Raw genomic sequence first — 12,398 nt, forward strand, 5'->3', positions numbered from 1 at the left:
GCACGGGGCCGCATAGGCGCCTGCCTGGCGCAGCGCTTACGGGCGTTTGCGGCAGCAGGCTGCTAAGTTAGCATGGTGGCAACAACGCCGTTCACAGGGAGTGCCAGATCGTGACGTGCCGCATCATCGTGGCGGACGACCATCCGCTGTTCAGGGAGGCCATGGTCCGTACCGTGCAGCGGGTATTGCCGCAAGCACAACTGGAAGAGGCCGGGGACCTGCAGCAGGTGCTGGCGCTTGCCCGCCAGGGCGAGGTGCCGGACACGCTGATACTCGACCTGCGCTTCCCCGGGCTCGATTGCATCGAACGCCTGACCGAACTGCGCCAGCTGTTACGCCGCACTACCCTGATCATCGTGTCGATGGTCGACGAGCCGGCGCTGATCGAACACGTCATGGCCAGCGGCGTGGATGGCTTCATTGGTAAAAGCATCGCCCCTGATGAACTCGGCGCAGCGATCCTGGCGATCCGGGACGGCGAGGTGCTGGTCAAGTACAGCCCTTCAGGCCTGTTGCCGAACCTGGGCAGCGGCAACGAGCTGGAACACCTCACTCACCGCCAGCACGAGGTACTGCGCCTTATCGCCCAAGGCAAGACCAACAAGGAAATTGCCCGCGCCCTGGACATATCGCCGTTCACCGTCCGTATTCACGTGTCATCGTTGCTCAAGGCGCTGAATGTCACCTCGCGCACGGCCGCGGCCGTCAAGTACAGCGGAACCTGATACCGTCGGTCGGTGCCGATGGCAATGCAACTGATCATGCGGGGGCGCCCGGCACTCTCAATCCATGAACGGTGGTCAATCATCATCGCTCATCACTCCTGTGCTTGGCCCACCCTCGGGTGGGCCTTTTTCGCCAAGCGAGGGCGCCATCATGAACCAGATACTGCAAATGGGCGGAGGTAGCGCTCAGGACGATTGGCCCGAACTGGACCCAGAAGAACGCAACGACCGGGCAGCTGACCCGGACGCCGATCCTGATCTGACTGAGGACGAGCAGAACCGGCCCGGAGTGCCTGCGAGCGACCCCGAATCCGGTGCATGAAGGATCAGCTGGTCATACTTGAGTCGCTGACCGTCTGGCTGGGCTTGCTGCCTGACGGCCGCCAGGTCACTGCGGTTATGCCGTAACGCTCGGCCATTGGCCGGCTCACTTTCTTGATCCTCTCCCGGCCGAACTTCGGGATGATGCCGATCCCTGCATCACAACTGGCCCAGTGCCAAGCCTCGGCGTTATCGATTTTCTCGAGCCGGATAATGAAACTGCGCGGCTGGCCGTGCAGCAGGTAATCGATAATGTATAGCTGGGGACTAGGCATCACGCGGCCCTCCTCTTCTCCATGGATGACTATTCATTGAGTGATGCCGTCCGCGAAAGATTCAAAAAGATTGTCGAACAATTCAAAGGGATGCATCAGGGTCCTTGCCAGGCACCCTGATGCCGGCGGGCCTCGGCGAGCCCCTTGTCATTGCTGCTGGCGGCCCCCTCCGTGACTGTTCTGCCCGCCCTTGCGGCCGGCTTCCGATGCCCGCTGCCGGTCGTTGGCGAAGTTGCCGCCCGACGCCTGGCCACCTTTGTGGCCAGCCCGGGAGGCACGTTCGCGGTCATTGGCGAAGTTGCCTGGGTTGGTCTCCTTTGTGCCGCCACGTTGTCCGGTCCGTTGTTGATCACCAGCCATGTCCTGTCTCCTTGCCATGCGGATGGGTTGGGCGAATGAAACGGTGCCCTGCCTAGGTTCCGAACAGGCGATGCCAGGCACTGCTCAATCGGATTGCAAGTGGCTGACCGGTGGCGCCAAAGGCCCCCGCGGCAAATGATCGTGTGGCGGGTTTTGGACGGGCAATTTTTCTCCTGCTCAAGGGTCACACTTGCATGGTCACAACTGCAAACGGCCTACCACTGGCAAGCCTCGCAGCAGAACCGACGAGCTGCCTATAATGCTCGCTCATCTGCCCGGCGATGCTTCAAAGGGCCATCCTCAAGGTCTGCACAAGGCATCTTCATGACTGAGCAACCCGCATCGCCGCAAAACCCCGCGCTGAGCCCAAGCCACCTGGATTTCCCGGTGGTCGGTATTGGTGCGTCGGCTGGAGGGCTGGAGGCCATCCGCACCTTCTTCCAGCAGATGCCCGGTGATTGCGGTGCAGCCTTTGTGGTGGTGTTGCACCTGTCGCCCGACCACCAGAGCGTGGCCGACAGGATCATCCAGGAAGCCACGCCGATGCCGGTGCGCCAAGTCACCGAGCCAGTGCCGATCGAACGCAACCATGTCTATGTGATTTCGCCGGCCAATCGTCTTTCCACCAACGACGGCTACCTGCGCGTCACCCCGGCCAACCGCCGACGCGGCGACCATGTGGCCATCGACCTGTTCTTCCGCGATCTGGCCGACGTGCACAAGGACCACGCCTTCTGCGTGGTGTTGTCGGGCACCGGTGCCGACGGCGCGGTGGGTCTGTCGCGGATCAAGGAACAAGGCGGCGTGACCCTGGCGCAGACCCCGGACGACGCCCAGTACGACAGCATGCCGCGCGCCGCCATCGAGACCGGTATGGTCGACCTGGTGCTGCCGGCTGCCGAGATGCCGCAGAAGCTGACGGAACTGTGGCGTACGGCGCGGCAGGTGAAATTACCTGAGATCGAAGACGATACCCTGCCGCCGCCGTTGGGCACCCGGGCCGGCGATGCCCAGGCCGCCGAGCCATTGCTCGAAGAAATCCTGCTGCAACTGCGCACCGCCACCGGCCACGACTTCCAGCATTACAAGCGCGCCACCGTGCTACGACGGATCGAGCGCCGCCTGCATGTCACCGGGCAGACCGACCTGGGCAGTTACCTGAACTATCTGGAGCAACACGGCAGCGAAGCGACTGCCTTGCTCGGCGACATGCTCATCGGTGTGACCAATTTCTTCCGCGACCGCGAGGCTTTTGAATCGCTGGAACGTCACGTGCTGCCGCAACTGGCCAGCGAAGGCGAGGACAACCGCGAGATCCGCATCTGGTCAGCGGGCTGCTCCACCGGCGAAGAGGCTTACAGCCTGGCCATGCTGGTGTGTGAGCAACTGGCCCTGGAACAGCGCGCACGCAAGCTCCAGGTGTTCGCCAGCGATCTCGACGAACGCGCCATCAGTATTGCCCGCGCGGGTTCCTATCCCGAGGCGATCGTTACCGACGTGCCACCCACCCGGCTACGCCAGTTCTTCGTCAAGGAAGACCAGCATTACCGGGTGCGCAAGGAGGTGCGCGAGAAGGTGCTGTTCGCCCGCCACAACCTGCTGTCCGACCCGCCGTTCTCGCAGATCGACCTGATCGTCTGCCGCAACCTGCTGATCTACCTCGACCGCGAAGTCCAGCACGATATCCTGCAGATGTTCCACTATGCCCTGCGCAGCGGTGGCTACCTGTTCCTCGGCACCTCAGAATCGGCCGATGTAGCCGGTGAACTGTTCGCCCCGGTAGACAAGCGCAACCGCATCTTCCGCGCCCGTGACGTCAGCCCGGCCGGCCGTCGCTCAGGCCGGCAGCTGCCCGGGGCGAACATGACCAGCATCGCCCAGGACCTTCAGGCCAAGGCCAAGCCCGGACGCAAGCCGTCCTATGCCGAGATGCACCAGCGTGCCCTGGCCCGGCGCACGCCGCCAAGCCTGATCATCGACGGCGACGGCAATATCCTGCACATGAGCGACGGCGTCGGGCGCTACCTGCAGCTGGCAGGAGGCGAGCCGAGCCGTAACCTGCTCAACCTGGTGCTGCCGAGCCTGCGCCTGGCCTTGCGCACTACCCTGTTCCAGGCCCGCCAGGGCACCGAGGCCGTCACCTCGCGGCCGGTCGACCTTGGCGAAGGTGAACAGAGGCAGCAAGCCGAGATCACCGTGCAGCCCTTCAAGGACGAACTCAGCACCGGCGAGTGCCTGCTGGTGGTGTTCGAAGAGCGTGCGCCGGACCCGTCCTTGCCGCTGCCAGGGGTCATCCGCCAGACCGACAGCATGGTGCTGAACAACCTGGAGCGCGAACTGCAGCGTACCCGCCAGCAACTGCAGGAAACCATCGAACAGTCGGAGGTTTCCAGCGAAGCCCTGACCGCCTCCAACGAAGAAATGCAGGCCATCAACGAAGAACTGCGTTCGGCCAGCGAAGAGCTGGAAACCAGCAAGGAAGAGCTGCAATCGATCAACGAGGAATTGCTCACCGTCAACTACGAGCTCAAGAACAAGGTCGAGGAAACCGACAAGGTCAACGACTACCTGAGCAACCTGATCGCCTCGACCGACATCGCCACGGTGTTCGTCGACCGCAACCTGCGCATTCGCTGGTTCACCCCGCGCGCCACCGACTTGTTCAGCATGCTGCCGATGGACACCGGCCGCTCGCTGCTGGACATCACCCACCGCCTCGATTACCCGGCACTGGCCGATGACGCCCGCGCCGTGGCCAAGGGTGAAACCATCATCGAGCGCGAGATCGGCGCCCAGGACAACCACTGGTACCTGGCACGCTTGCTGCCGTATCGCTCCAGCGAGCAGGAGATCGACGGCACCGTGCTTACCTTCATCGACATCAGCAAGAGCCGCGCCGCCGAAGAGCGCGTGCGCCTGGGTGAAGAGCGCCTGAGCAAGCAACTGGCCGAATCGCAGACTTCCAGCCACATGAAGGACGAGTTTTTCGCGGTGATGTCCCATGAACTCAAACACCCGCTCAACCTGATCCAGCTCAATGCCGAAATCCTTCGCCGGCTGCCGTCGATCAAGAGCATCGGCGCCGCCAGCAAGGCCGTGGGCACCATCTGCGAAGCGGTGTCCAGCCAGGCCCGGATCATCGATGACCTGCTCGATGTGGCGCGTATTCGCACCGGCAAACTCAAGCTCAAGACTGAACCCGTGGACCTCGGCGCCATTGTTCAGGGCATCCATGCGGTGGTGCTGAGCGAACAGCACCCTTGCCAGGTACGCTTGGAAATGCCAGCCGACGCCCAGCCGCTGATGATCGAGGGCGACTTGACGCGCCTGGAACAGATCATCTGGAACCTGCTGAACAACGCGCTCAAGTTCAGCCCGGCGGGCAATGAAATTCGCCTGGTGCTGAGCCACGACCAGACACAGGCACGCCTGCAGGTGATCGACCAGGGCGTGGGCGTGAGCCACGATAACCTGGAGCATATCTTCGACCTGTTCAGCCAGGCGGCGCCGCAGGTGGCCAGCCATGGCCGTGAAGGCCTCGGCATCGGCCTCTCACTCGTGCGCCAGCTGACCGAAGCCCATGGCGGCAGTGTCGAAGCCAGCTCGGCGGGGCTCGGCAAGGGCTGCACCTTTACCGTACGCCTGCCGTTGTGCGACCCAGGTGTGCAATTGCGTCCAGACGCTGCAGAGCCTGTCAGTGAAGGACGGCTGCAAGGCACGACGATCTTGCTGGTCGACGACTCACCCGAAGTGCTGGAAGTGATGCAGGCGTTGCTGGAGATGGAAAGCGCCGAGGTCGCGGCGTACAGCGATCCGCTGATGGCGCTGGAGGCCGCAGCCAGTGGCGACTATGACGTCATCATCTCGGACATCGGCATGCCAGGCATGGACGGTCACGCACTGATCAAGGCCTTGCGCGGCCTCGCCCACCTGCGTCATACGCCAGCGATCGCCCTCACCGGCTACGGTGCCAGTGCCGACCAGTACAAATCGCGCCAGTCCGGCTTCGATCGTCACCTGAACAAGCCGGTGGGCTATGACGAGCTGGTCGAGACCATCGAGGCGCTCAGCGGCTCGGTGCCCTGCTGAACCGTTAGCCAGTTAAACAGAACGTTCATTGCACGCCTGCGGACAAACCCATATGAACCAGGGATTTGCCGCAGGAGGCTGCATGAAGCCAGTCAAACACCGCGCCACCATCATTTGCCGGCATGGCAAGCAATCACAGAAATGGCTGTGGGTGAGAAAACCCAAGGCACCGTGGACCTTGCCCGGCGGCAAGATCGAGCCGGGAGAGACACCGGTGCAGGCGGCCGAGCGGGAGTTACGGGAAGAGACGGGCTTGCAGGCCGAAACCTTGACCTTGCTCATGCGCTTTGAAACCGGTGAGCGCATGCACTATGTGTTCGAGGCCGACTTCGCCCACGCGCCGAAGCCGACCGCCGACCACGAGATCGCCGACTGTTGCTTTCAGCACCTGGACCAGATGTCGGCCATCAACGCCGAGATCAAAACAGTGATCCGCTCTCTGCTGGCGTGCGACCGCACGGTCGCCGCGTCGGTACGCTGAACATGCCCGGCTTCAGGCATGCACACTCCACTGGCAGACCTCGCTGGCAATCGGCATTTCGTCGATGGCGTGGATCATGCCACTCTCCAGCGCCTCCCTGGGGCCCAGGATACGCGGGTAGGCCATGAGGTAACGGGGTACATCCAGCACTTCGCTGCTGCCCTCCGTGCGCTCGGCGACGATCTGCGCATACAGGCGCAGGTCGTAATCCAGGCTCATGGCGTATTCGGCCATGCGTGAATGATCCACTGAGCCATGCAGCGTCCAGTGAAACGGGTGGAACAGGAACTTGCTGTAGCTGCACGCCGTGCGGTGTTCGCCCGCCAGAAACAGGATATTGCCCATGGACTCGACGGTGCCGAGGTTGTGGGTGTGCACGCTGATCGGCAAGGCGCGCAGGTAGTTGTACAGGGTAAAGCCGTAGCTGCACTCGCCGCCCATGGTGGCAATGTTCAGCTGCAACACGTCGGCGCCCTGCTGCATGGCGCGCGAGCAGGTGTTGATCAGGTTGCCGCAGGTGGATGAGTTGATCGGTCCGGTAAAGTGAATGATATGTCTGGCCATGCTTGCCTCCGCTTCTGGCAGGTCATTCCTTGGGGCTCTGCCCTTCGTCGTCGCGCTCCGCCATCTGTTGGTATTGCTTGCGCAAGGCATGCAGTTCGGCCGGGTCCATGTGTTCCAGGTCGAGCAATGCCATGTGCGCCTTCTGGGTGGTGCGCAGCAATTCGTCGATCTTGATATGGAGTTCGTCATTGTCGCGGTTCTGGGTGTTCTGGATCAGAAACACCATCAGGAAGGTGATGATGGTGGTCGAGGTATTGATCACCAGTTGCCAGGTATCGTTGAAGTGGAACAGCGGCCCGGTGATGCCCCACACCAGAATCATCAGGAACGCGATGCCAAACGTCAGCGGCCGACCGGTCCAGTTGGCCAGCCCCTGACAGAAACGGTCGAATTTCATACCGACGGACTCCTGTGCTGCATATCTGCTATGCGGTGGAATCGCCCAGGCCGGCAAAGTTCAACTCAGGGCGCCCGGCTTGCCTTCGATCATCTGAGCTGAACCCTTGCCGCGCTGCCCCGGTCGCACATTCAAGTGACGTGCAATGGAGCAGGCTATGAGGAGAACAGCGTGAGCGATATCCGCATCGGTATTTCCGGATGGCGCTACGGCCCCTGGCGCAAGGACTTCTACCCCAAGGGCCTGCGCCAGGACAGCGAGCTGGCGTTTGCGTCGCGAGCCGTGAACAGCATCGAGATCAATGGCTCGTTCTACAGCCTGCAAACCCCTGAGCGCTATGTGAACTGGCGTGACGAAACACCGGAGGACTTCGTTTTTTCGGTCAAAGGCCCGCGCTATATCACCCATGTGCGACGGCTTAAGGAGATCGAAGAGGCTATCGCCAATTTCTACGCGTCCGGCCCGCTGCTGCTGGGGGACAAACTGGGGCCGTTCCTGTGGCAATTCCCGCCCAACATGAAGTTCGACGAAGCACGGTTCAGCCATTTCTTGGAGTTGCTGCCCAAGGATCGCAAGGCTGCTCGCGCCTGCGCGCAAGGCTGTGCCGAGCGCCTGAAGGATAACGGTGGCACGGCGATCAAGGGCAATGCACGGTTGCGCCACGCCGTGGAGATCCGCCATGAGAGCTTTCTCTGCGAGCGCTTCATCAAACTGCTGCGCAAGCACCGCGTCGCCCTGGTCGTGGCGGACAGCGCAGGCAAGTGGCCCTATGTCGAGGATGTGACCGCCGATTTTGTCTACATGCGCCTGCACGGTGACGTCGAACTCTACAGCAGTGGTTACACGGCGCGTGCCCTGAAGCGCTGGAAGCAGCGCATCCAGGCCTGGGCCGCAGGTGGCCAGGTGCAAGATGCGCAACTGGTCGTGGCCAAGGCGCCGCCAAAACGGGCGTCGCGCGATGTCTACTGCTACTTCGACAACGATCAGAAAGTCCACGCACCCTACGATGCGCGGCGCCTGCTGGAAAAGCTCAAGCTCGATTACCACCTGCTCACCGAGCCAGGCGTCGAGCCGGAGGTGGCGCTGTGAACAAGACCCTGCCCTCGCCGCGCTGCATCATCGACAAGGTCACCGCCGTGCACCGGCTGAACGTGCTGACCATCAACGTGCACAAGGGCTTCACCTTGTTCAACCGCCGCTTCATCCTCCCCGAGTTGCGCGAAGCCGTGCGCGCCACCCATGCCGACCTGGTGTTTCTCCAGGAAGTCCATGGCAGCCATCAGCAGCACGCCTTGCGCCACCCTGCGTGGCCAGAGACGCCGCAGTATGAATTTCTCGCCGACAGCATGTGGCCGCAATTCGCCTACGGCCGCAACGCGGTATACCCGGATGGTGACCATGGCAATGCCCTGCTGTCGAAATTCCCGATCACTCACCATGAAAACCTCGACGTGTCGATCCAGGGCAACGAACAGCGCGGCTTGCTGCATTGCCGCCTGGAGGTGCCGGGGCACGAGCAGGTGCACGCCATCTGCGTGCACCTGGGGCTGCGCGAAGCGCACCGGCAAAGCCAGGTGCAGCTGTTGCTGCAGGTGCTCGACCGGCTGCCGGCACAAGCGCCGGTGATCATCGCCGGCGACTTCAATGACTGGCGGCTCAAGGCCGACGCAGTGCTCTCCCGGCGCCTGGTGGAGGCGTTTGGCGAACACTTCGGCAGCCCTGCCCGCAGCTTCCCGGCGCGCCTGCCGTTACTGCGCCTGGACCGCATCTACCTGCGCAATGCCATGCCGACCAAGGCTCAAGTGCTGTCCATGTATCCCTGGTCGCATCTGTCCGACCATGCTCCACTGGCTGCGGAGATCAACCTGTGAACCGACCTTGGCTCGATGGCAACCGTATCGAACTGCTGATCAACGGCGAGCAGTATTACCCCCGTGTATTCGAGGCAATGGCCCAGGCACAGGAAGAAATCTTGCTGGAAACCTTCATCATCTTCGACGACAAGGTCGGCCAGCAATTGCAGGGCGTGCTGATCGATGCCGCCCGGCGCGGCGTAAGGGTAGAGGTCGCCGTGGACGGCTACGGTACCGCCGACCTGCCTGACAGCTTCGTGGCAGCACTGACCGATGCCGGTGTCAGCTTCCACGCCTTCGACCCGCAACCCAGGGTCGCCGGCATGCGCACCAACCTGTTCCGGCGCCTGCACCGCAAGATCGTGGTGATCGATGGTGCGCGGGCCTTTATCGGCGGGATCAACTACAGCGCTGACCACTTGGGCGATTTTGGTCCCATGGCCAAGCAGGACTATGCCGTGGAGGTGACCGGGCCGGTGGTGGCGCAGGTGCATGCCGCCAGCCGCAGGCTGATGGCTCCGGTGCTGGAGCCGCCCAGCGAGGTACGGCCGCAGACGGCACCGACCGGCTCGAGCAAGGCGGTGCTGGTGGAACGCGACAACCGCCTGCGCCGCACCGACATCGAAGCCCACTACCTGCAAGCCCTGCGCTCGGCGCGCCAGCGGGTGGTGGTGGCCAATGCCTATTTCTTCCCGGGTTACCGCCTGATGCGAGAACTGCGCAACGCTGCCCGCCGTGGGGTCGACGTCACCTTGATCCTTCAGGGCCAGCCCGACATGCGCTGGGTACGCGCCTTGTCGCGCCTGCTCTACAACTACTTGCTGCGCGACGGCGTACGCATTCGCGAATACTGCCAGCGACCACTGCACGGCAAAGTGGCGCTGGTCGACCACGAGTGGGCCACGGTCGGCTCCAGCAACCTCGACCCCCTGAGCCTTTCCTTCAACCTCGAGGCCAACCTGTTCATCCGCGACCCGGCATTCAACCAGCAATTGTACGAACACCTGCAGGCACTGGCAGACGAGCAATGCAAGCCGGTGACGCTGGAGCGCATGATCCGTGGCTACTGGTGGCGGGCACCGTTGATCTTCGTGTGTTTTCACGTTATCCGGCATTTTCCGCGGATCGCTGGCTGGTTTCCCGCCCACCGCCAGCGCCTGCATTCGCTGCAGCCGGAAGTCGAGGCCGAAGGCGATCTGCATGAGGGCAACACCTGATGGCGCGAAAAAACTGGCAAATCTGGGGCAAGCGGTTGTTCACCGTGGCATTCCTGATCCTGATACCGGTGCTGCTGTACGTGCTTGCGCGCAACCTTGACTGGAACGAGGTGCGCCATTCACTGCTGGCCTACAAGCCGAGCACGCTGGCCATCGGCCTGGCCCTGGCGCTTTGCAGTTACCTGATCTTCGCCAGCTACGACCTGCTGGCCCGGTCCTACACCGGCCACTCGTTGCCCGCCCGCCAGGTGCTGCCGATAGCCTTCGTGTGCTATGCCTTCAACCTCAACTTCACCACCTGGGTAGGCGGTGTGGCCTTGCGGTACCGCCTGTACAGCCGCCTGGGCCTGGATACACCAACCATCACCCGCATCCTCACCCTGGGCCTGCTGACCAACTGGATGGGCTATATGCTGCTGGCCGGTAGCGTGTTCGCCCTGGGCCTGGTCAAGCTGCCGGCTGACTGGGCGGTCGGGGCCGGCGGCCTGCGGTTGATCGGCGTGCTGTTGTTGGCGATCGCGATCGGCTACCTGCTGGCCTGCGGCCTGGCGAAAAAGCGCACCTGGCGCTGGCGTGAGCATGAAGTCACCCTGCCCTCGCTGCGTCTGGCCCTGTGCCAGGTTGCGCTGGGCGCCAGCAACTGGGCGATGATGGCCTTGCTGATTTTCTGGCTGCTGCCTGGCGAGGCGTTCTACCCATCGATCCTCGGCATTCTGCTTATCAGCTGCGTGGCCGGGGTGGTCGCCCACATACCCGCCGGCCTTGGGGTGCTCGAGACGGTGTTCCTTGCGCTGCTGCACGGGCAACTTGGCCAAGGCACGCTGGTGGCGGCGCTGCTGGGCTATCGGACGTTGTATTACCTGATCCCGCTGGTGGCAGCCGTACTCACTTACCTGATCCTGGAAAAGCGCGCCAAGGCCATGCGCCAGCGCGACAAACCGGCCTAGAGGGCCTGGGAGGTAATCATGCGCGTTCCTGCAATGATGCTGATGCTCGTCAGCCTGGCCAACGGCGAAGCCTTCGCAGAGGCTTGCGATGTGCTGACCCGCTCTTCCAGCGAGGCGGTGAAGCCCGTCGAGCAGCGTACCTGCTACAGCTTCAGCAACATGCCCGCCGAAGCCATCAACTGGTCGTGCAGCAACGAGAGCAAGGACATGCTCAGCACGGAAAAACACAAGGTGGCGCGTTGTGCCGATGGCAGCGTGGGCAGCTGCATTGCGCCGTTGACCCAGGAAACCCTGGCCAATCCCAAAGCGGCCGGGCAGGACCAGCCTTCATCGAGGCCGGCCCTGCCCAAGGATGCCAGGGTGATTACCTACTATTACGACACCCCGAGCCTTGGCCAGGCCCGGGCCGATTGCGAGCGTAACGCAGGCATCTGACAAACCCATTGACCCGCCTGTCAGGGTGAGATCGGGTCGCTGGCCGGAAAGGTCTCATCCAGGGCATTGTCGACGTTGGTCTCCTTCGGCTGCTCCATATCGCCGCATTTGCAATCGGCCATCCGGCAGGGCTCGCCATTGCGGTGGCCGCTGGCACAGGCTTCGCAGCAGTAGGCTTTGCCGCCCTGCTGCACGGCGTTGGCGTCGACAGTGCAACTGCAATGGTTGCAGGCACAACGTTGCTCGTTCATGGTGTTTTCCCCTGTTCATCGTCTATGACGTCGTCTGTCCACGGCTCGCCGTCCAACGGCGCGGAGCGCGCCAGCTCCGCTTCATCGAGGCCAATGCCACCGCCGATCTCCTCGGCATCCACATGACGCAGGGTCTGGTCCGCAGGCCCGCTGCCATCACCCGGTTCATGGGGGTCGCGGGCAACGGTTTCGTCCAGCAGCGTGTCAGGGCTCAGGTCGTCATAGGTGACATTGTCTTCGTGCAAGCTGTCGCTCAACGCTTCCCCTCCGCTCATGCCACTTTCGGCAACGCGCCGGGGGGGAAACTCCTGGTCGACCTCCTGTGCAGGCCGCTCGTCACCTACCCGGCCCACGCGGTCGTCGTTGCGGTCACTGAAGTCCAGCTCATGGACACTGCCCATGCGGTCTTGCGTGTCATCGATCTCAGTCGGGGTGTATGGCTTGGGGTCATCTGGTCCGGACATATCGGCTCTCCTTCTGTGG

At 62.8% G+C, this 12,398-nt stretch carries 15 protein-coding genes; 9 read left to right on the forward strand and 6 right to left on the reverse strand.

Annotation, left to right across the window (positions count from 1 at the left end; all coding sequences use genetic code 11):
• The first annotated feature begins 110 nt into the window (after positions 1–110).
• Both ACTORR_RS00550 and ACTORR_RS00555 read left to right on the forward strand, forming a co-directional pair.
• Positions 111–725 carry a response regulator transcription factor gene (locus tag ACTORR_RS00550; protein WP_313364444.1) on the forward strand — a complete coding sequence of 205 codons (615 nt, stop codon included), beginning with the start codon at positions 111–113 and terminating at the stop codon, positions 723–725.
• 151 nt (positions 726–876) lie between these two features.
• A complete protein-coding gene (locus tag ACTORR_RS00555) occupies positions 877–1,047 on the forward strand; it encodes a hypothetical protein (RefSeq protein ID WP_156351914.1) in 171 nt (56 codons plus the stop codon).
• A 4-nt stretch (positions 1,048–1,051) separates the two neighbouring features.
• Here ACTORR_RS00555 and ACTORR_RS00560 read toward each other — a convergent pair whose 3' ends face one another.
• Both ACTORR_RS00560 and ACTORR_RS00565 read right to left on the reverse strand, forming a co-directional pair.
• Entirely contained in the window at positions 1,052–1,321 is a 270-nt protein-coding gene (locus ACTORR_RS00560; protein ID WP_054884494.1) for a DUF6555 family protein, read from the reverse strand.
• Positions 1,322–1,468: 147 nt separating this feature from the next.
• Entirely contained in the window at positions 1,469–1,681 is a 213-nt protein-coding gene (locus ACTORR_RS00565; RefSeq protein WP_054884495.1) for a general stress protein, read from the reverse strand.
• 324 nt (positions 1,682–2,005) lie between these two features.
• On the opposite strand from ACTORR_RS00565, the gene ACTORR_RS00570 reads away from it, so the two are divergent.
• Both ACTORR_RS00570 and ACTORR_RS00575 read left to right on the forward strand, forming a co-directional pair.
• Positions 2,006–5,770: a CheR family methyltransferase gene (locus ACTORR_RS00570; RefSeq protein WP_313364445.1), complete on the forward strand. Its 3,765-nt coding sequence runs from the start codon at positions 2,006–2,008 to the stop codon at positions 5,768–5,770.
• A gap of 82 nt (positions 5,771–5,852) precedes the next feature.
• Positions 5,853–6,251, forward strand: a complete 399-nt coding sequence (locus ACTORR_RS00575) for an NUDIX hydrolase (protein ID WP_054884497.1) — start codon at positions 5,853–5,855, stop codon at positions 6,249–6,251.
• A gap of 12 nt (positions 6,252–6,263) precedes the next feature.
• Here ACTORR_RS00575 and ACTORR_RS00580 read toward each other — a convergent pair whose 3' ends face one another.
• Together ACTORR_RS00580 and ACTORR_RS00585 are read right to left on the reverse strand one after the other, a co-directional pair.
• On the reverse strand, positions 6,264–6,815 hold the full coding sequence (locus ACTORR_RS00580) for an ATP-dependent Clp protease proteolytic subunit (RefSeq protein WP_099814952.1): 552 nt from the start codon (positions 6,813–6,815) through the stop codon (positions 6,264–6,266).
• Between the two features lie 22 nt (positions 6,816–6,837).
• On the reverse strand, positions 6,838–7,212 hold the full coding sequence (locus ACTORR_RS00585) for a low affinity iron permease family protein (protein WP_054884499.1): 375 nt from the start codon (positions 7,210–7,212) through the stop codon (positions 6,838–6,840).
• Positions 7,213–7,383: 171 nt separating this feature from the next.
• Here ACTORR_RS00585 and ACTORR_RS00590 point away from each other — a divergent pair, with 171 nt between their 5' ends.
• From ACTORR_RS00590 to ACTORR_RS00610, 5 genes are read left to right on the forward strand one after another with little or no spacing between them, the layout of a single operon-like run.
• Positions 7,384–8,301, forward strand: a complete 918-nt coding sequence (locus ACTORR_RS00590; RefSeq protein WP_313364446.1) for a DUF72 domain-containing protein — start codon at positions 7,384–7,386, stop codon at positions 8,299–8,301.
• Complete coding sequence (locus ACTORR_RS00595; RefSeq protein WP_313364447.1) at positions 8,298–9,083, forward strand: endonuclease/exonuclease/phosphatase family protein; 786 nt, start codon at positions 8,298–8,300, stop codon at positions 9,081–9,083. Before ACTORR_RS00590 ends, ACTORR_RS00595 begins: the two co-directional genes overlap by 4 nt.
• Entirely contained in the window at positions 9,080–10,282 is a 1,203-nt protein-coding gene (gene clsB / locus ACTORR_RS00600; RefSeq protein ID WP_313364448.1) for a cardiolipin synthase ClsB, read from the forward strand. Before ACTORR_RS00595 ends, clsB begins: the two co-directional genes overlap by 4 nt.
• Positions 10,282–11,229, forward strand: coding sequence for a lysylphosphatidylglycerol synthase domain-containing protein (locus ACTORR_RS00605; protein WP_441343423.1), 948 nt, complete (start codon positions 10,282–10,284; stop codon positions 11,227–11,229). The genes clsB and ACTORR_RS00605 overlap by 1 nt, the downstream gene beginning before the upstream one ends.
• 18 nt (positions 11,230–11,247) lie before the next feature.
• Positions 11,248–11,664, forward strand: coding sequence for a hypothetical protein (locus ACTORR_RS00610; protein WP_313364450.1), 417 nt, complete (start codon positions 11,248–11,250; stop codon positions 11,662–11,664).
• Between the two features lie 20 nt (positions 11,665–11,684).
• On the opposite strand, the gene ACTORR_RS00615 is transcribed toward ACTORR_RS00610, so the two are convergent.
• Positions 11,685–11,915, reverse strand: a complete 231-nt coding sequence (locus ACTORR_RS00615) for a metallothionein (protein WP_054884505.1) — start codon at positions 11,913–11,915, stop codon at positions 11,685–11,687.
• A complete protein-coding gene (locus tag ACTORR_RS00620) occupies positions 11,912–12,379 on the reverse strand; it encodes a phosphotransferase system, HPr-related protein (protein WP_313364451.1) in 468 nt (155 codons plus the stop codon). Before ACTORR_RS00620 ends, ACTORR_RS00615 begins: the two co-directional genes overlap by 4 nt.
• Positions 12,380–12,398: the final 19 nt, after the last annotated feature.

Source organism: Pseudomonas sp. SAR267, from assembly GCF_052077595.1.
Lineage (GTDB): Bacteria > Pseudomonadota > Gammaproteobacteria > Pseudomonadales > Pseudomonadaceae > Aquipseudomonas > Aquipseudomonas vlassakiae.